Origin of the sequence: Paenibacillus sp. CR_12 (assembly GCF_041953985.1) — a bacterium.
In the GTDB taxonomy this organism is placed as follows: Bacteria; Bacillota; Bacilli; order Paenibacillales; family Paenibacillaceae; genus Paenibacillus_AQ; species Paenibacillus_AQ lautus_A.
The window spans coordinates 403041-423108 of the sequence record NZ_JAVFHO010000004.1 but is presented as its reverse complement, the minus strand read 5'-3'; the positions used below and the strand labels follow the sequence as shown (position 1 = coordinate 423108).

General features: G+C 49.5%; 18 protein-coding genes. 15 read left to right on the top strand and 3 right to left on the bottom strand.

Annotation, left to right across the window (positions count from 1 at the left end; translation table 11 throughout):
- Window positions 1-89: 89 nt before the first annotated feature.
- From RB297_RS17615 to RB297_RS17600, 4 genes are all read left to right on the top strand, one after another.
- Complete coding sequence (locus RB297_RS17615; protein ID WP_090911800.1) at window positions 90-602, top strand: hypothetical protein; 513 nt, start codon at window positions 90-92, stop codon at window positions 600-602.
- Window positions 603-754: 152 nt separating this feature from the next.
- Window positions 755-2596, top strand: a complete 1842-nt coding sequence (gene typA / locus RB297_RS17610; protein WP_009592389.1) for a translational GTPase TypA — start codon at window positions 755-757, stop codon at window positions 2594-2596.
- A gap of 39 nt (window positions 2597-2635) precedes the next feature.
- The gene (locus RB297_RS17605; RefSeq protein WP_009592386.1) at window positions 2636-2929 is read left to right on the top strand and encodes a YlaH-like family protein; all 294 of its coding nucleotides are present in this window, start codon (window positions 2636-2638) and stop codon (window positions 2927-2929) included.
- Between the two features lie 163 nt (window positions 2930-3092).
- Window positions 3093-4196 carry an LCP family protein gene (locus RB297_RS17600; RefSeq protein ID WP_213577444.1) on the top strand — a complete coding sequence of 368 codons (1104 nt, stop codon included), beginning with the start codon at window positions 3093-3095 and terminating at the stop codon, window positions 4194-4196.
- A 456-nt stretch (window positions 4197-4652) separates the two neighbouring features.
- Here the strand turns inward: RB297_RS17600 and RB297_RS17595 are convergent, their stop codons facing one another.
- On the bottom strand, window positions 4653-5351 hold the full coding sequence (locus tag RB297_RS17595) for a YhcN/YlaJ family sporulation lipoprotein (RefSeq protein WP_375121030.1): 699 nt from the start codon (window positions 5349-5351) through the stop codon (window positions 4653-4655).
- A 117-nt stretch (window positions 5352-5468) separates the two neighbouring features.
- Between RB297_RS17595 and RB297_RS17590 the strand changes: the two genes are divergently transcribed.
- Entirely contained in the window at window positions 5469-6800 is a 1332-nt protein-coding gene (locus tag RB297_RS17590; protein WP_096773061.1) for a PhoH family protein, read from the top strand.
- Window positions 6801-6997: 197 nt separating this feature from the next.
- Window positions 6998-8248 (top strand): extracellular solute-binding protein, encoded by a 1251-nt coding sequence (locus RB297_RS17585; protein WP_375121029.1) that lies wholly within the window; start codon window positions 6998-7000, stop codon window positions 8246-8248.
- A 33-nt stretch (window positions 8249-8281) separates the two neighbouring features.
- Here RB297_RS17585 and RB297_RS17580 read toward each other — a convergent pair whose 3' ends face one another.
- Both RB297_RS17580 and RB297_RS17575 read right to left on the bottom strand, forming a co-directional pair.
- Window positions 8282-9394, bottom strand: coding sequence for a coiled-coil domain-containing protein (locus tag RB297_RS17580; protein WP_096773063.1), 1113 nt, complete (start codon window positions 9392-9394; stop codon window positions 8282-8284).
- 254 nt (window positions 9395-9648) lie between these two features.
- On the bottom strand, window positions 9649-9885 hold the full coding sequence (locus tag RB297_RS17575; protein WP_006209059.1) for a DUF2626 domain-containing protein: 237 nt from the start codon (window positions 9883-9885) through the stop codon (window positions 9649-9651).
- 341 nt (window positions 9886-10226) lie between these two features.
- Between RB297_RS17575 and RB297_RS17570 the strand changes: the two genes are divergently transcribed.
- The 9 genes from RB297_RS17570 (at window position 10227) to bshC (ending at window position 20047) form a co-directional block, all read left to right on the top strand.
- Window positions 10227-10877 (top strand): RsfA family transcriptional regulator, encoded by a 651-nt coding sequence (locus tag RB297_RS17570; protein ID WP_090913118.1) that lies wholly within the window; start codon window positions 10227-10229, stop codon window positions 10875-10877.
- 139 nt (window positions 10878-11016) lie between these two features.
- Window positions 11017-11976, top strand: coding sequence for a ketopantoate reductase family protein (locus RB297_RS17565; RefSeq protein ID WP_192569222.1), 960 nt, complete (start codon window positions 11017-11019; stop codon window positions 11974-11976).
- Between the two features lie 11 nt (window positions 11977-11987).
- Complete coding sequence (locus RB297_RS17560) at window positions 11988-12374, top strand: DUF3397 domain-containing protein (RefSeq protein ID WP_192569221.1); 387 nt, start codon at window positions 11988-11990, stop codon at window positions 12372-12374.
- Window positions 12375-12523: 149 nt separating this feature from the next.
- Window positions 12524-14188 (top strand): peptide ABC transporter substrate-binding protein, encoded by a 1665-nt coding sequence (locus tag RB297_RS17555; RefSeq protein WP_096773065.1) that lies wholly within the window; start codon window positions 12524-12526, stop codon window positions 14186-14188.
- 209 nt (window positions 14189-14397) lie between these two features.
- A complete protein-coding gene (locus tag RB297_RS17550; protein WP_009590847.1) occupies window positions 14398-15330 on the top strand; it encodes an ABC transporter permease in 933 nt (310 codons plus the stop codon).
- A 2-nt stretch (window positions 15331-15332) separates the two neighbouring features.
- The gene (locus RB297_RS17545) at window positions 15333-16283 is read left to right on the top strand and encodes an ABC transporter permease (RefSeq protein WP_009590830.1); all 951 of its coding nucleotides are present in this window, start codon (window positions 15333-15335) and stop codon (window positions 16281-16283) included.
- 13 nt (window positions 16284-16296) lie between these two features.
- Complete coding sequence (locus tag RB297_RS17540; RefSeq protein WP_009590828.1) at window positions 16297-17292, top strand: ABC transporter ATP-binding protein; 996 nt, start codon at window positions 16297-16299, stop codon at window positions 17290-17292.
- Window positions 17289-18227, top strand: a complete 939-nt coding sequence (locus RB297_RS17535; RefSeq protein ID WP_009590843.1) for an ABC transporter ATP-binding protein — start codon at window positions 17289-17291, stop codon at window positions 18225-18227. The genes RB297_RS17540 and RB297_RS17535 overlap by 4 nt, the downstream gene beginning before the upstream one ends.
- A gap of 188 nt (window positions 18228-18415) precedes the next feature.
- Window positions 18416-20047: a bacillithiol biosynthesis cysteine-adding enzyme BshC gene (bshC, locus tag RB297_RS17530; protein ID WP_375121028.1), complete on the top strand. Its 1632-nt coding sequence runs from the start codon at window positions 18416-18418 to the stop codon at window positions 20045-20047.
- Window positions 20048-20068 lie beyond the last annotated feature (21 nt).

Here is a 20068-nt window from a genome sequence, read left to right as displayed (position 1 = left end):
TTTTGTCGGTTTGGGCTAAAATTAACGTAACTGCTTCTGTTAGAAACCGCTGTTTATGGTGATACATATATTGAAGAGAGGGTGATCAAATGTCCTCCAGAAAAGATTTGGCATTGGGTATTTTCATCGTTGTCGCTGGAGTCGTTATTTTGCTCGGCAAGCTTGGCGTGTTCGGATTTCTGGGCAGAACGTTATGGCCGCTCGTCCTGCTGCTGCCGGGTATTTTTTTGCATATCCTGTTTTTTGGTCGCCGGGCTTCTGCCGCCGTACTGATACCGGGCGGTATTCTGACGGTATACGGGCTTCTGTTCCTCATATGCAATATCGGCGGCTGGGGACTAATGGCCTCATTATGGCCTGTTCTCATTCTCGGTGTGGCCGTAGGCCTGTTTGAGTATTATCTGTACGAGAGCCCGCGTCCCGGCGCTGCACTGCCGATTGCGCTTGGTCTGACGGCGCTTTCCGTTGTGATATTCATCTTCACCTGGCTTCAGACAGGAGCGTTCTACATTATTGCGCTGATCTTGATCGCGGCGGGCGCTTGGATGATCTTCGGCCGCAATCGTTCGAGACGCAATAATAAATGGAGCCGAGGCTGGTAATCGGGAAGAGGTAAAAGTTGCTGGAAGTTTTCTGAAAAGACTTGATTTTCCCGCTCGTTTACCTATATTATAGGATGTATGTTGAAGCGTCGGCATGTCGTCCGGCGCTTTCTTTGTGGCTCATTCGAATAGAAGGGATTTGAGATATATTTATGCAATCAAGAGATCAGATTCGCAACATTGCCATTATTGCTCACGTTGACCATGGCAAAACAACACTTGTAGACCAACTGCTGCAGCAGTCCGGTATTTTCCGGGAGCATGAGACGCTGCAGGAGCGCGCGATGGACTCCAATGATTTGGAGCGCGAACGCGGTATTACCATCCTAGCCAAAAATACGGCTATTACGTATAAAGATTTCTTGATCAACATCGTGGATACGCCTGGACACGCCGATTTCGGCGGTGAAGTCGAACGTATCATGAAAATGGTCGACGGCGTTCTGCTCGTTGTTGACGCATACGAAGGCTGCATGCCTCAGACCAAGTTCGTTCTGGGCAAAGCGCTTGCCCATAACTTGACGCCGATCGTCGTTGTAAACAAGATTGACCGTCCGGCTGCTCGCCCAGCTGAAGTGATCGATGAAGTGCTTGACCTGTTCATTGAGCTTGGAGCGAACGACGACCAGTTGGATTTCCCCGTAGTATATGCATCTGCCCTAAACGGTACTTCTAGCATGGATCCGGAGAAGCAAGACGATAACATGCTTGCTCTTTACGAAACCATTATCGACCATATCCCTTCCCCTACCGAGAAAGTGGACGAGCCTCTGCAGTTCCTCGTTACCTTGATGGATTACAATGAATATCTGGGCCGTATCGCCGTCGGCCGCGTGAATCGCGGTGTCATTAAGCAAGGCCAACCGGTTGCCGTTATGCTTAGAGACGGTTCCACCAAGAATGCCCGTATCGAGAAGCTGTTCGGTTTCCAGGGACTGAAGCGGATCGAGGTTGCCGAAGCAGGCGCTGGCGACATCGTGGCGATCGCAGGCATCAAAGACATCAACATCGGAGAAACCATTGCGGATCCGCAGCATCCGGAAGCCCTCCCGGTTCTCAAAATTGACGAGCCTACCCTGCAAATGACGTTCCTGGTGAACAACAGTCCTTTTGCCGGACGCGAAGGCAAATGGGTGACATCCCGCAAGCTTCGTGACCGTCTCTTCAAAGAACTGGAAACGGACGTCAGCTTGCGAGTGGATGAGACGGACAGCCCGGATGCCTATATCGTTTCGGGACGCGGCGAGCTTCACCTCAGTATCCTGATTGAGAATATGCGTCGTGAAGGCTATGAGCTTCAAGTATCCAAGCCTGAAGTTATCGTAAGGGAAATCGATGGCGTCAAAATGGAACCGATCGAACGCCTCCTCATTGACGTGCCGGAAGAGAGCATGGGCGCTGTTATGGAAAGCCTTGGAACACGCAAGGCCGAAATGGTGAACATGGTGAACAACGGAAACGGTCAAGTCCGTCTGGAATTCCTGATTCCGGCTCGCGGGCTTATCGGCTACCGCACCCATTTCTTGACGCTGACTCGCGGCTACGGCATTATGAACCACGCGTTCGACAGCTATGGCCCGCTGGTTGGCGGCCAAGTGGGCGGACGCCATCAAGGCGTGCTGGTTTCCACGGAAAACGGATCTTCGACGTTCTACGGCATGATGTCGGTTGAAGACCGCGGAACCCTGTTCCTGGAACCGGGGACCGAGATTTATGAAGGCATGATCGTCGGGGAGCATACCCGCGACAACGATATCGTCGTCAATATTTGTAAAGAGAAGCAATTGACCAACGTTCGTTCGGCAACGAAGGACGATACGGTGAAATTGAAAACACCGGTCATCTTCTCGCTTGAGCAAGCTCTGGAATACTTGAACGACGACGAGTATTGCGAGATTACGCCGAAATCCGTTCGTCTCCGCAAGAAGATTTTGAACAAGAGTGAGCGCGAACGCGCAGAAAAACATCGTAAAATGGCGCAAGCAAATCTATAATAGATAGAGATCTACTTGCCCAAAAGGAGTGAACCTATCATGCAGGAATGGTTTGCCGCGCACCCGCTCGTTTCGTATATCGTCATATTTGTGCTGATCACCTACGTTTACAACAAGGTATTCCGAGTGAAGCAGAAGCTTCCTCTGTTGAAGGAGATTCTCCTGTATATCTTGATGGCCCTGGGTTCGGCGATACTGCTTGTGTTTCAGATCGATAAGCTGCCGATTATCCAATGCTTGTTGGTCGCCGTGGCGTTGATGCTGATGGTGCGTATTCGATACTTTGTTGAAGATCGTCAGAAGAAGAAGGCTCAAGCCGAGCCGAAGTCATAAGGTTTGTAGAAATTTAGCATTTCAGGCAACAACCATACGGCAACTTTTTGTCAGTCCCCATCGTTTATAAGAGAGAGAAGTCAACCATGGTCCGGTAAATGCTTCGCAATTTGAAGCGTTTATCGGACATTCATCTAATTTGAATGAAATCAGGTGTTATGATATGAATCCTACTCATACCAGTCTCCCTCCAAGAGCCAAAAGTGGGGGGAAGGGCAAGAAACAGCCAGTTCCTAAAAAGAAAAAAAGCCCATGGAAATCATTTTTCAAATTTATTCTGATCGTACTGCTAATCGCGGTTTTGGCTGCAGCAGGTTATGCCGGATATCTCTTCTTCAAGGGAAATCAGGTCATCGAGAAAAGCGGGATCGACAAGCCGGTAGCTCCGGGCCATTCCGCGAAAGAAAAACCGATTACCGTGCTGCTCTTGGGAACCGATCATCGTCCGGAAACAGGGACGTACCTGACGGACGTGGTGATGGTCGCCTCCATGCATCCGGAAACCAATACGTCGACGCTGGTATCCCTGCCGCGGGATACGCTGATTGAACTTGAAGGATACAAGGCGACGAAGCTGAACGCCTACTACCCAAGATTTAAAGCAGCTTATAAAGCAGCCGAGAAAAAGGAGCCGGGCAGCGGCATTCCGGCAGAAGAAGAAATGAAAGTCATGATGAGCAAGTATCTTGGCGTTAATATCGATTATGTAACGGTCATCGATTTTCAGGGTTTCCGCGACGTCGTGGATACCTTCGGCGGGGTGGATGTTAACGTACAATACAACATGTGCCACCGGGATTCCGTGGATGGAACCGACATCAACCTGACGGTGGGTCCGCAAAAGCTGGACGGCAAGAAGGCGCTAGACTATGTGCGTTACCGTAAATCAATGAACTGTAATCCTAAGACCAAGGAGTCCAACGACTTTGATCGCAATGCCCGCCAAAGCGAAGTGTTGCATTCCTTGCTCGACAAGATGAAATCGTTCGGCGGCGTTACGAAAGTCGGCAATGCGCTGGATGCCGTCAGCGACAACATGACCACCGATTTCGAGCAGGAGCAAATCCGGAACTTGCTCGCGACTTATTATGATATTGGCAAAGAAGACGTTAAATTTATGCCGATTACCGGTGAGTGGAGAAGTCCTAACGTTTACATTAACGCAAATGAACTCAATGCAGCCAAACAAGCGCTGCAAGACGAACTTGCCGGCAAGCACAACGCCGGCGATCAAGGAACAGAAGCGGATTCTGCAACGGCTCCGTGACAATTGAAGGCAAGTTTTATCGTATGTTATAATACAATGTATCAGATGGAGATCATTGTACAGGAGGCCGAAGGAATGTCCTACCTCATGATGCATACGACACACCCATTGATCCATAGTCGGCAGACGGTTTGCCCTGCCCCTGCATTGGTGCGGGCGGATTCCATTAGGGAACGGGGATCCTTCGGATGTCGTCCTTCTGATTCCATGTCGCTCATGACGGGTTCTTTCGACATGGGTGTCCATGTTGCACCGAATAAGCAGTCATACTCCAAATATGTTAACGGTCATGTCCCTAGCGAAGCAGTTATGCCTGCTAGTGGCGTTGTTATGACCTTAAAAAAAGCCCAGTGAGCATCACTGGGCTTTTTTTGTATGAAATTTGGAGACTTGTGACGGACAAACTCGGGTCATGACGGGATATGTCCGCGCGTAAGACCGAATTCATCCTCAAGTTTATTTCCCGTTTTGTGGATGGGCCGGTGCATGACCGCGATGATTTGGTTTTACCGTTTTAGCACCGTTTTGCTGCACATTTCCGTTTTGCTGCCCATTCCCGTTTCGCTGTGCATTCCCGTCTCGCGGCGTTACGTCTTTCGGCAATTGAGGGATGATACGGCCAACGATGTCTGCAAGTTCACTGGCAAGTCCGGAAACAGGATGTCCCTCCTGAATGTGCCGACCAAGCTCGGCAATCCGGTTGGCTACGTCCAAATCGGCGGTAACCAGCGCATTGGCGCCTGCCGGATCGGTTTGAAGGGCTTCCGCGACCGTGTATTTAATGGTTCCAACTTCTGCACGATCTAAATTTCCATCTACATTCAGCCCGACGACAGCCGTATTGCCCATGACAACACAGTTCGCGTTTTTAACGCCAGGCACGCTCTCAGCCAGCGATTTCAGGTGATTTGCGGTTGTAGCGTCAACTCGTCCGTTGTTATCATTTACGTTACCGACATGCCCCGTATTGGGGTTATCCGGTGTCCAACCGTCTACATTGTTGGTGGTATAACCTCTGTTCCCGTTCATGTTGCGAACACTGTTAGCAGTGGTTCCATCGGTTTGATTACGAGGAGAGGGTGATGCATTGTTATTGGCGGTCCCGCAGCCTGCGAGCAACAACACCGCCAGCATGATGGATAGAGCAGCTCTCATGGATTGATCTGTCCTTTCGTAATAGAATTCGCTAAATTACTCCAGTCGCTACGCTTATTATGTCCGGGACGGAAAGGTTTATGTGTGTACCTGATGAAGAAGCAGTGGAGGGATAAGATGAAAAAAATATTTGTACTGGATACGAACGTACTGCTGCATGATCCTCAATCGATTTATGCATTCGAGGAGCATGAAGTCATCATTCCTGCGGTGGTTCTTGAAGAGATTGATTCCAAGAAGCGAAATGCCGATGAAATCGGCCGCAATGCCCGTATGGTCTCCCGATTGCTTGATGGGCTTAGAGAACAAGGGCATCTTCACGACGGAGTTCTTCTGGAGAACGGCGGGACGTTGAAGGTTGAGCTAAATCATCGCAGCTTCGTCAAGGTACAGGAGTTATTTAGCGAAGCATCGAACGACAATCGTATTTTGGCTGTCGCGTTAAATTATAAATTGGAGGAGGAGCCGAAGGAGGACGGAAGACCCGTTGTTCTTGTCAGCAAGGATGTCCTCGTTCGAATAAAAGCGGATGTGCTTGGGCTAACGACACAGGATTATCTATCTGACCGCACGGCGGATCCAAGCGAATTATATCCGGGATTCTCAACGATCAAGGTGCATCCTTCCGTGATCGATGAATTCTACAGCTATCGTTATTTGCCGATTAAACCACTTCAACTCTCTTATCCGCTTTATCCGCACGAATTCGTTATTCTGAAGGACGAGATGGGATCCGGCAAGTCTGCCCTTCTTCATGTGAATGAAGATGCAACCCGACTAGAGCCGCTTCATCTAAGCAACGAGCCCGTATGGGGCATCAGTGCCCGGAATGCTCAACAGCGCATGGCGATTGAGCTTCTCCTGAATGACGACATTCCGCTGGTTACCATTACGGGAAAAGCCGGAACGGGAAAAACCTTGCTGGCATTGGCAGCAGGACTATCCAAGGTGGAGGATGAGCACAAATACAAAAAACTGCTCATTGCGCGTCCGGTCGTTCCGATGGGGAAAGATATCGGATATTTGCCGGGAGAAAAGGAAGAGAAGCTGAGACCGTGGATGCAGCCGATCTATGACAACCTGGAGTATTTGTTCGACACCAAGAAATCCGGCGATATCGATAAAATATTGATGGGTCTGGGAAGCATCCAGGTAGAAGCTCTGACTTACATCCGCGGTCGCTCCATTCCAGGTCAGTTCATCATCGTTGATGAGGCTCAGAACTTATCCCGCCATGAGGTCAAGACGATTGTTTCCCGGGCGGGAGAAGGGAGCAAGGTGATACTGATGGGGGACCCGGAACAGATTGACCATCCCTACCTGGATGCCGTTAGCAATGGGCTGACCTATGTGGTAGAACGATTTAAGCAGGAAGGTTTAAGCGGACATATTACGCTGACTAAAGGGGAGCGTTCCAAGCTGGCACAGCTGGCGGCCGATTTGCTGTAGCGTGATATTTCCCGAGAAATGATCTCACAAAGTAACTTGTACGAGAAGGACTGTCCGGAATTCATAGGACAGTCCTTTTAGCGATCGGGTCCTATTAGTAAAATATGGACTGGTAAATTATAAAAAAAGATAGGACAAGAGCACTATAAGTTTGGTAAAATAAGGGCATGCGACTATGGGAGGAGTGAAGAGGGGATATGAAGCGGAAGAAATATTGGTTCTTATTCGCCATTTTATTATTATCCTTATCCAGTTTATCTCCCAGCTTTGACTTCACTCATCATACGAGACGGGAACCGCCCGGGGATGAACCGATTCCTCCGCAGCAGAGGCCGGAGGTGCCAGAGAGCGACCTGGGCCCCATCAAGGTCGGCGTCCAATTGAATCCGGACGAGCTGAGGCACCTGAAAGCGCTCAACGAACGCTTTATGGAAGAGACCGGAGCCGAGATCGAAATCACGCCTCTGGAAACAGCCGGTACGGAGAAAGAATCGTTTTTGCTTCATATGTCCCTTGGCGAGGGACCGGACATTATATTAACGGATTCCCATTACATTAAAGCGCTTGCAATGACGGGATATCTTCTGCCCGTCGATGCATCACAGACAACGGTGACCGGCGAGGATACCCTGAATGGTCTTCTGCCGCAGCTGCAATGGAACGGGTATCAATGGGGAATGCCTTTTGATATAGATCCCTATATCGTGACCTGGCAGACCGAAGGGAAGGACGGCGCCTCATTTAACATGCCGGAGAGCCGTCAGGCTTGGAAGGAATATATGGAGCTTCATAAGACGAGCCCTGTCCTCTCATTTGATCCGAAGGATCCTTACGCATTCGGCGCGGCGGTGCATTTGCTTGAAGGCGATCCTTCCAAGCCGGATCAAGAGGTGCTTGAAATGTTAATCCGCAATCACCTTCGAACGCTGGAATCGTCCCACGGCGCAGCAGCTACGATAGAAACGGGGCAGGAACCTTCCTCTGGCATAGAGGAGGCTTCCGTGGCCGTTGAGCCGTATTCGAGCTTCGCGGACCGAGAGGTAAGCGGATTGTCTTCCGCATTGGCCATGGGAAAGAGTCATTTGAATACGCCGGTTGTGCGAGCGAGAAGTTTTGCGGTAGCCGCACAGACGGAGTCGTCTGCGCTTGCCATGAAATGGATTACGTATATGACAAGCAAAGAGATGCAGCAGGAATGGAGCAAAACGTCAGGAACACTCCCCGTTGTATCCGAAATGTATGTCACGGGCACGAACCTGAGGGATCGGGGCATTTGGCAAAAAGCAGCGGTTCCCGCCCAGGTGCTGCTCTCTCGGAATGAGCCGGCCGCTTTGGATTTTGGCGATTCGGAAGGTTTCCAGACTTATAGCGAATCGGCATATCGATTGCTGCATGGCGAAATAACGGTTGAAGAATATATGAAATTGTACACGCCTGCTCAACCATAACAAGAAAAAAGCTGCCCTCGCGGGCAGCTTTTTCTATAGATCCAGCTCCATTTTGACCACTAATCGTTGATCGTCGCTTGCGACCTCCGTCGCTTTCAAGAAAGAAACCAGCTGCTTGGGATAAAAGTTCATGTCGAATTCTTCCTGCAGCGCTCTGCGCGTTGTGTCGGGCAATTCCAGCCTGTTGAACACAAGTTTGTCGACTTCAAACATAATGGCATTCTCCGGTTCGTTAATGACGGTGTATTTCCCTTCAATCAGCAGCGACAAATTTCCGCTTTCGCCGGAAGCTATTACTTTTCCATCGTCAAAATGAAACGCAAAGCTATTAAAGATTTCGTCTTCGGATCTTAAAAACGTGTTGAGATCATCTTCATGGATGTCGATGGTGTATACCTTGCCGTTGGTCTTCAGTATGTTCTTGCTGCCTTGGACGAACGACGGCAGATTTTCCATGGCGCTAGCCAGGGCCTGGAAATGACGCTTCACCTCGTACAGCCCTACATTCTCCCAATAGAGGGTAAACTCCTCGATCAGCCTCTTCATGGCATCCGGATTGCCGCTGGCTGTGAGTGCTCCATCTACCTGCTGCTCAAGCGCAAGCACCCGTTCGCGCTGCTTCACCAGGCTGTCCTTTACTTCGGCGAGCTGGGACGCATTCCGTGCTGCTTCAGCCTGAGCGGAAGCAAGGGAGCGGTACTGATTGTTATACACGGTAAGCGTATCCCGGTCGTTCTGAATAATAATATCGTAAAAGTCCATGACGCGGAAAAAGCCGGCTAAGTCTTTTGCAGACAGCAGCATGAAAAATAAGTTATCCCGCTCACCCATATAATATGACCGAAGGACGGCGGCCGCCCGAGCTCGCCGGTCTTCAATGCGCAAGCCCATATCCTGGATTTGGGTTTGCAGCTCATTCTGAAGAGTCTGCAATTCCTCCATGCGTTTGGTTATCCGTTCGATTTCATGATCGATTTCCACGATGGAGAGGCTGTCCTCCAGAAGCTTGCGCGCCTCTTCCGAGTCAGGCATGACGGGGCTGACATCCTGCTGGGAATAAACCGCAGCGGGAGCGCCGATGAAGCAGAAGAACAGGGTTAAACACAGCAAGACCGGGAGGAGTGGGTATTTTACTCGTACTTTCAAACGGGAGTCCTCCTTGCATGGTTGTTAGTCGAAAGGATACCAACCATGGTCTGTCCCTTCATTTTAACCAATATATGACGCGTACGACTCAATTATCAACCTTTAGGCACTAAAAAAGCGATCCGGCAGCTAAAGCACCTGATCGCTCTTTTAAGTACTTGTTCTCTAATCGCAAGGAAAATCCACCAGCGCAGCCTCAGGTTGTCCAGGTTGACCGCCGGCGGATCTCGTTTATCGCTTGCATGGTTTACATATTAGAGTGGTTTGCCCATAATGAAGACCGTCCAGTAGCTAAAGCCTGTGAAGGTCACGATCATATAAGCCCAGAAGAGAAGAATATAGGTTCTCTCCGTGAATTTCAAATATCCCAGGATCACGAAAAATGCGGTCTGCAGGAAGAAAAGCAGTGCCATTTCAATATGATCTCCGGCAAAGGCCATCAACCCGATGGTCAGGGTGAAAAAGCCAAGGACTCGAAACATCCGTGCCACGATTATATCCTCCTCTCGTATGTACGCACATAATGCTGCTATGAACATTATAGCGTTATGGGAAAAACGTGTAAACGCCTAACTCAAGAAAACCCTTTATTTTTTATTATTAACCAGAAGCAGGACATTGAATTCGGGAACAATTTAGGTGAAACGCCCCTTTTCCCTCCGTAAGAGTATGATCTGTAATCAAAATGGAAATACATTTTAGTATCAAATAGATTCTATGAACTCTATGAGAGGCATAGAAATGAACTAAGCAGTTTTTATACCCTATTCAGCAGCCGATTTACGGTATTGAAGACGGTTATTTTAGGATGTCGTTAGGAGGGTTTTATGGTATGTCAGCAGTGAGACAGGATGCATGGAGCGCAGAGGACGACCTAATACTGGCGGAGGTAACCCTGCGTCATATTCGTGAGGGCAGCACCCAATTGGCTGCCTTTGAGGAAGTCGGAGAAAGAATAGGCCGGACATCGGCGGCTTGCGGATTTCGTTGGAATAGCTGTGTTCGCAAGAAATATGAGGATGCTATCAGCTTGGCGAAATCTCAGCGTCAAAAGAGAAGTTATTATAAAAAACAGCCTTCCGCCAGCGGACCTCAAGTTGCAGGATTGGCAGCTCCGGAAATGGAGCACGATGTTTATAAAAATGATGGCGCAAGCGAAGAGACGCTATCCATCGATGCGGTGATCCGTTTCCTTCGTCAGTGGAAGGGCGGGCTGCAGGAAAGTTCACGCCAGTACAAACTGCTTGAGAAGAATTTGCGTGAAAAAGAGGATGAGCTTGCAAGGCTCCGCAGCGAGAATCAACGGTTGTTGAAGGAAGTAAGCGAAGTGAAAACCGATTACCATGTGGTCAATGACGATTATAAGGCACTGATTCAGATTATGGATCGGGCACGGAGGCTGGCTTTTTTGAATGAAGAGGACGAGGAACTGAAGACCCGCTTCAAAATGGATGCCAACGGTAATCTGGAACGAATCGAATAGGTAAAGGTTATCCTGATCCGCCGTAACCCGCACTAGTGCATTTCATGCGCTTTGGCGGGTTATTTGTGCGTATTGAAGATTATTCTGATATATACTAAGACTAGCACATCATGTTTAAAGACAGTAATGGGGGATGATTATGAATATACATATCATCGGGGCCGGCTCTTTGGGCCTGTTGTATGCCGGCAAACTTGCGGCTTCAGGCTGCGGCGTCACGGTATGGTGCCGCAGCGAGGAGCAGGCGAGCAAACTCCGGGCATCCGGCATCACGATCGAGGAAATGGAGGGGAAGCCTCAGACCGTTGCCCCCCATGCTTTTTCGGTCCGTGCATGGGATGCCTTTGCCGAGTCGGGAGCGGCAGCGGATGCGGATTATCTCTTTCTCATGTTGAAGCAGCAAGGGATCGAAGAGATGGCTAGGGAAGTGCTGGCACCATTCGGACACCATCGCCGCAATCTCATATGTTTTCAGAACGGTACAGGCCATTTGGAACGACTTCGGGAGCTGCTGCCCATGTGGAAGCTCTATACGGCGATTACCACGGAAGGGGCCAAGCGTACAAGCAGTTCTTCGGTTCTGCACGCCGGCCACGGAACGACGACAATCGGCAAAATGATGCCTGTTGCGAGCTTTATAGGGGCAACATCCCGCGAAGATCATGAAATTGAGCTGGTTAAAGAGCTGAATAGAGCAGGATTTGAAGCTTTATTGTCGAATGAGATGGATGAGATGATCTATCGTAAACTGCTGATGAATGCGGTCATTAACCCTTTGACTGCATTGTGGCGGATTCCGAACGGAGCGCTGTTATCCTCCCCTGAACGGGTCGGGCTTATGAAGCAGCTGTATCATGAAGGAATCCTTGTATATGAAGCTGCCGGAATTCCGTATGGAAACAAGCTGTGGGAATGGATTGTAAGCGTCTGCCAATCCACTTCGGGTAACACGTCCTCCATGCTAAAGGACGTGATGGACGGCCGAACGACGGAAGTTGCCTGGATTAACGGAAGCATTGTCCAGCTTGGACACAAATATGGCGTTTCAGTGCCAAAACACGAGCTGATCACGCAGCTCATCGAGGGGATGAATCTATAGGGGGTCTAAGTATGGGGGTTTTACAGGGGCTGTTTAACACATTGAGTCTTTTTCCGTTCATTCCGTTTCTGATCGTGTATATCATAGTGCTCCAAAGAAATAAGAATCGAAAACAAGCGCTGGAGCTGGCCATGGATATCACCACCTTTTTTATGCTGTTCTCGGTTTCCGCCTTGTTTAATACTACGTTCCAGACCAAATTCGGATTTTATCTGATACTCCTGATGCTGCTGATCGCGGCGGGGCTGATCGGGAGTGCGCAAAACCGCTGGAAAGGCAAGGTAAACGGTAAAAGGCTGCTGCGGGCCGTGTGGAGGCTCGGCTTTGTGACAATGAGTTTTGGTTACATAGTTTTTACATTTTTTGGTCTACTCTCCTACATAATTAAGATGATGTAAGTACAATCTAATAACTAGTATTATATGAGAAATCTGTTTGATCATTGGATCAGGCAGATTTTTCAATTTATTGATTTCTGGATTTTTTTGACCACTGGTTGTATAATCGATAAGCATATACCTAAAATCTATGAGGGGGATACCGCAAGATGAAGAAACACAAGAAACTCCTGCTTCTCATGACGCTGATTCTTGCCTTCAGTTCAGTGTTGGCAGCATGCGGAGCTGACAAGAATGATCAAAGTGCCAACAACGGGGAAGCGGGCAACAAGCCGAAAGAACAAGTCTTTCGTATGAACCTTGCTTCTGACCCTCCAACATTGGATCCGGGATTGTCTCAGGACAATACATCGAATACGGTAATCAATGCTGTGTTTGAAGGTCTGGTTCGTAAAGGTGCAGACGGTACCGAAGAGCCAGGCGTAGCCAAAGAATGGAAAATTTCTGAAGATGGCCTCAAATATGTCTTCACGCTTCGCGAGGATGCCAAATGGAGCAACGGCGATTCTGTAACGGCTAAAGATTTCGAATATGCATGGAAACGCGTACTTGATCCGAACTTTACGCCGGCATCGCCTTATGCATATCAGCTGTATTACGTGAAAAACGCTGAAGCGTACAACCTTGGCGAAATTAAAGACGCAAATGAAGTTGGCGTAAAAGCAACTGATGATTACACGCTGGAAGTAACGCTGGAGAACCCGACGCCATACTTCCTCAGTTTGATGTCATTCCAAACCTACTTCCCGGTTCACAGCTCCGTTGAAGGTAATGCTTCTTGGGCAACGAAACCGGATACGTTGATCGGCAATGGTCCGTTCAAAGTTTCACAAATGACGAAGGGTCAAAAGATCGAGCTTGTTAAGAACGACCAATATTGGGACAAGGCTTCCATCAAACTTGAAAAAGTTCAAATGAGCATCGTCAACAGCTCTGCGACTGAGCTTTCAAGCTATCGTAACGATGAATTGGATTATGCAGGACATCCAACGGGCAACATCCCGACCGATCAACTTACGGCGATCAAGAAGGAACTGGGCGATGAATTGATGATCAAAGGCATTTCATCGACTTATTTCTATATCTTTAACACAACGGAAGAACCATTTGACAATGTAAACATCCGTAAAGCCTTCTCGATGGCGATTGACCGTCAGGCAATCGTAGAGAAAATTACGCAGGGCGGACAACTTCCTGCACACGGGTTTGTTCCTCCGGGTATCAAAGGTGAGTCCGATGAGTACCGTAAAGAGGTGCCGGATACTTACTTCGAAGAAAATCTTGAAGAAGCTAAGAAACTGCTCGAGCAAGGTATGAAGGAAAAAGGCTATACCACGTTGCCTGAAGTTACTCTGATCCATAACTCCGATGACAACCACAAGAAAATTGCGCTTGCCATCGCGGATATGTGGAAGAACAACCTCGGCGTTACTGTTAAGGTTCAAAACCAAGAGTGGGGCGTATTCCTGAAGAACCGTACGGACCTCAACTATCAAGTTGCACGTTCCGGCTGGGGAGCAGACTATAACGACCCGATGACTTATATCGACATGTGGACATCCAATGGCGGAAACAACGACACTGGATTCAAGAACGAAGAATATGACAAACTTGTGAAGGATGCCTATGCGACTAGCGATAACGCCAAGCGTATGGAGCTGATGTCCCAAGCAGAGAAAATTCTTGTTCAGGACAATCAAGTTGTGATGCCGATCTACTACTATTCCAGTGTATCCCTGGTTAAACCATGGGTGAAGAACCTTCATCTGGATTATAAAGGTGATATCGATTTCACACGTGCATATATCGAGTAGTCTTTTATAAGCATTTATGAAAGGTTGCGGTTCGGGATATATATGTGGGGCATTTTTAAACCTCATATATATCCCGATTTTTTTGTATGAACGCAAGGTTTCCAAATCTTGTGTCCGTTGGTGAAAGTTAAGGGATGCTCAATCCGCCCTGGAATTATACAATTATAGGGACGGCTTGGTTTAGAACAACTGATCAGGAGGCTAGCGAAATGCTGAGGTATGTGGCGAGTAAGTTTTTTTATATGCTTGTATCGTTGTTCATACTGATCTCAGCCACTTTTTTTCTTATGAAAGCCATACCGGGCGATCCGTTTATGGGAGAGAAAAAGCCATCGCCTGAAATTCTGGCGAGGCTGATGGAGCAGTATGATTTGGATAAACCGGTATTTCAGCAGTATACGAAATACTTGGGCAATATCATCCAGGGTGACTTTGGCTTGTCCATGAAGAAACAGGGACAATCCGTAACAGATATTATTGTTGACACGTTCGGCCCGTCACTGCGTCTGGGTCTTATCGCGATTGTGGTATCCGTCATCGTGGGCGTCCTGCTGGGGATGCTTGCGGCTTTGTATCACCGCAAGCTGATTGACAACATCGCCATGATTATCTCGGTTCTGGGCATCGCGGTACCGAGTTTTGTACTCGCGTCCTTGTTGCAATTCGTTCTCGCGGAGAAAGCAGGCATATTCAACGTCATGGGCTTTGAGGGACCGCTGGACTACGTGCTTCCGGTCATGGCGCTGTCTGCACAACCGATTGCATTTATCGCTCGTTTGACAAGATCCAGCATGCTGGAAGTTTTGCATTCGGATTATATCAAGACGGCGAAGGCCAAAGGCCTTAACTGGTTCGCGATTATGTTCCGTCATGTGATCCGTAACGGTATTCTGCCGGTCGTGACTTATGTCGGTCCAATGACAGCGAATATTATCACGGGTTCGGTCGTCATTGAACAGATTTTCGGTATCGGCGGCATAGGCAAGCAGTTTGTTGAAAGTATCACGAACCGTGATTATACCGTCATCATGGGAATTACGATTTTCTACGGCATCCTGCTGATGCTGGCTCGTTTTGTCACGGACATCGTGTATGTATTTGTGGATCCACGCATTAAATTGACCGGCGGGAAGGAGAGGTAGACATGGAGAAAGAACAGCGTATGCCTCATCCTGCGGCACTAAACTTGAAGCCTGAAGATTTTCAGAAGATTGGTCCTGATGAGAAGCAATCCGAGGTAATACAGCGTGAAAGCTTATCTTCCTGGAGAGATTCCTGGGAGAGATTGCGCAAGAACAAGCTGGCAATGACAGGCTTGATTATTATGATCCTGATTGTCATCATGGCCATCATCGGCCCGATGATCTCTAAATATGATTATGAAACGAATGATTTGATGAATACGAATATGCCGCCTTCATCAGAACATTGGTTTGGAACCGACGATCTGGGCCGCGACGTCTTTGTTCGTACCTGGATGGGAGCTCGGATATCCTTGACCGTTGGTCTTGCAGCAGCTGCGATTGACTTGATGATTGGCGTAATATATGGCGGCATCATGGGTTATTTCGGTGGCCGCGTCGATGAGTTCATGAATAAGTTTGCGGAAATTTTGTATTCCATTCCGTACCTGCTCGTTACGATCTTGCTGTTGGTTGTATTCGAGCCAAGTTTAGGCACGATCATACTCGCCTTAACCATCACGGGGTGGATTAACATGTCCTGGATCGTGCGGGGCGAGATCATGCAGCTGAAGAGCAGAGAGTATGTGCTCGCTTCACGCTCGATGGGTGCGGGAACTGCGCGCCTGCTGTTCCGGCATTTGATTCCGAATGCGATGGGCCCGATCATCGTTACCTTGACCTTGTCGGTTCCAAGCGCAATCTTTGCCGAGGCTTTCCTGAGTTTCCTTGGTCTTGGCGTTCAAGCACCGGTTGCATCATGGGGCTCCATGATTAATGATGCCTTGTCCGGATGGATGTATTATCCATGGCGGATGTTGTTCCCTGCTCTATTTATCAGCTTGACGATGTTGGCATTTAACATTTTCGGTGATGGATTGCGTGACGCGCTGGATCCGAAATTGAAAAAATAGGAGGTGGGAAGGTATGGAACCGATCTTGCAGGTGAAGGACCTCAACGTATCGTTTCGTGTTCGCGGCGGTGAAGTAAAGGCAGTCCGCGGCATGAATTTTGAAGTCGGCAAGGGGGAGACGGTTGCCATCGTCGGTGAGTCCGGAAGCGGTAAAAGTGTTACCGCCCAGACCATTATGCGATTGATTCCGTCCCCGCCCTCGGAAATAAAAAAAGGAGAGGTCATTTTCCAAGGACAAGACCTTCTCAAAAAAACGAACAAACAGATGGAAGCGATTCGCGGCAAGGATATCGGGATGATCTTCCAGGATCCGATGACTTCGCTCAATCCAACCATTAAAATAGGAAAACAAATCACGGAAGTGCTGGTCAAGCACCAAGGGATGTCATTCTCGGAAGCCAAAAAACATGCCATCGAAATGCTGAAGCTGGTGGGCATCAAAAACGCGGAAGAGCGCTTCAACCAGTACCCGCATGAATTCTCCGGCGGTATGCGCCAGCGCGCGATGATCGCGATCGCCCTTGCATGTAAGCCGACCCTGCTGATCGCGGATGAACCGACGACTGCCCTTGACGTTACCATTCAGGCGCAGATTATGGACGTGATGAAGGAGATGCAGGAGCGTTTGGGCACATCCATCATTCTGATCACCCATGATCTCGGCGTTGTTGCCGGCATGTGCGACCGCGTGATCGTCATGTATGCGGGCGAAGTGGTGGAAACGGGAACGAAATGGGAGATTTTCAAAAATCCGCAGCATCCTTATACCAAAGGCTTGCTTCGTTCCATGCCGCGCCTGGATCAGAAGAAGGACGAGCCGCTGATTCCGATCATCGGTACGCCTCCCGATCTCATTAAGCCGCCGGTGGGCTGCCCGTTTGCCGCTCGCTGTGATGAGGCTATGCGAATTTGCGAACGGGTCGACCCGGGCGCAACGGAATTCAGCGACACGCACATCGCGCGCTGCTGGAATCTGCACCCGATGGCTAAGGAGGCGCAGGGCTCATGAAGGATAACCATTTGATTGAGGTAAAAGGCCTGAAGAAGTATTTCAACGTTGGCAAAGGTCAAGTGCTTAAGGCGGTTGACGACCTGAATTTTTTCATTCGCGAAGGCGAAACGCTTGGTATGGTGGGTGAGTCCGGCTGCGGCAAGTCAACCGCAGGACGGACGATTCTTCGCCTCTATGAACCTACGGCCGGGAGCGTTAATTTTAACGGAACGGACATTTACAAGCTGTCCCCTGGCAAGATGAAAGCGATGCGCCGCGATATGCAGATGATTTTCCAGGATCCGTATGCCTCGCTGAATCCAAGATTCACGGTGTCGGACATTATCGGCGAAGCCTTGGATATTCACGGAATGGCAGGCAGCCGCGCCGAACGCAAGAAGCGGATTGAGGAGCTGCTGGATATGGTCGGCTTGAACAGCGACCACGCGACGCGTTACCCTCACGAATTCTCGGGCGGTCAGCGTCAACGGATCGGGATTGCCCGCGCCCTTGCGGTAAACCCTAAATTCATCATTTGTGACGAGCCGATCTCGGCGCTTGACGTTTCGATTCAGGCGCAGGTTGTCAATTTGTTGAAAGATCTGCAGGATCGGCTTGGTTTGACTTATCTCTTCATCGCGCATGACCTGTCCATGGTTAAGCATATCAGCGACCGGGTAGCGGTGATGTATTTGGGCAAAATGGTGGAGCTGGCAGACAGCGAGGAACTGTATGCGAACCCGATCCATCCGTACACGAAAACCCTGCTGTCCGCGATTCCGATTCCGGATCCTGAAATTGAGGCAAACAAAAAGCGCCTCAAGCTGGAAGACGATTCGCAGGGGCCGATTTCGGCAGCCAAAGGCGAAGACGGAACGGTTCAGTTGGACGTGAAGGATTCGGAGCTGGTCGAAGTGTCCAAAGGACACTGGGTTGCCAAAGCCTACGCTTAAGTCATCCATACCTGCTAATAGGAAGCTGCTTCAAGAATAGCCGCTGGCATCGTGCCGGCGGCTATTCTTTTCCTTTGACGCACAATGCCAACATTCGGTACAATCAAGAAAGGCAAAAAATAAAGAAACAAATTTACCTGCATGCACAATCTAGATTTGGTTGCGACGTAGAATAGGAGGCATACCTCATGAATATCGTTCCGGAACCATTATCCCTCGCTTCGCGTCTCGCCCATGATTATATTCACCATTTCGACCGGGTAAGCGGGTTCTACGGTGAAGATCACCGCGGCGAGCACGGCTATGCCGAGCGGGTACAATGGCTGGATCTTTCGGAAGACAAACGAATTCAGCGCAAGTCGCTGGCAGCATGTCTTCGGACGTATAACCAGAAACACAATGATCACCCCGCCGTACATAAATCACTTCAACTGCTGGAACAGCCCGGAACTGTTACCATGGTTGGTGGACAGCAAAGCGGTTTGTTTACCGGCCCCCTGCTTGTCATATATAAAGCCATCACCGTGATTCAGGCTGCCCGCGAAGCGGAGGAACGCTTGAATCGTCCCGTTGTGCCTGTATTTTGGATCGCCGGAGAGGACCATGACTGGGATGAGGTCAATCACACGTATTTCCTGACTCCGGATCAGCAGCTGTCCAAAATCAAGCTGGATGCCAAGGACGGGCTCAGGACATCGGTGAGTTATACCGATGTTCCTGAAGAGGACTGGTCGATGATGCTGGCAGAGCTTCAGACGCAGCTGGCGGACAGCGAATACAAGGCAGACCTGCTGAAGCTTGCGTCTCAATCGTTTGACGGCTCGGCCGGATTAAGCGAGGCATTCGCTAAACTCATCGGCTGCATGTTCGGCAAATATGGACTGATCCTCCTGGATTCCGCAGACCCGGGACTTCGGGCGCTGGAAGTGCCCATATTCGAATCGCTGATTACCCGCAACGAGACACTGGGACTTTCGTACCAGCAGGCTGCAAGGGATATCGACGGACTGGGCTACGAGGTCCAGGCCGACGTATCCGAGAACGGGGCCAATCTGTTCTACTTGCATGAAGGCAGACGCCTGCTGCTGTACCGGGAAGGAGGCGTGTTCTCCGACCGCAAGGGCATCGTTTCTCTCACGAAGGAAGAATTGCTTCGGGATTTGCATCAGTTTCCTGAGCGCTTCAGCAATAACGTGCTGACCCGGCCGATCATGCAGGACTCGCTGCTCCCCGTGCTGGGGACGATACTCGGTCCCGGCGAAATCTCTTACTGGGCGATTACGCGCTATGCATTTGCCGATATGGGCTTGCAGATGCCGCTAATCATCCCGAGAATGTCTTTCTCCATTGTGGACGGCGCCGTCCACAAGCTGATGGAGAAATACGGATTGTCCTTCGAGGATGTTCAGCTTCGCTTGTCCGAGAAGCGCGAGGCTTGGCTGGCAAGCAAGGACGAACTGAATCTGGAGGAACGCTTCAGCGAAACCCGGAAACAATTCGAAGCATTATATCAACCTTTAATAGAAGATCTTGGCAAAATGCAGAGCGGACTGTTAAAATTAGGTCTAACCAATAAGGATAAAATTTTGGAGCAAATGGATTACCTGTTAAGTAAATCCCGGAATGCCCTGGAACAGCAGCATGAGGCCGCCTTGGCGCAGTGGAAGCGCATCGAGCAGACGCTGCTCCCGGATGGGAAGCCTCAGGAGCGGGTATACAACATACTGGAATACATGAATCGTTACGGATTGAATCTGGTGGATCGCCTGATGGAAATCCCATACGATGCTTCGGGCATGCACCGCGTCGTTTACGTATAATGATCAGGAATTCAAACATCA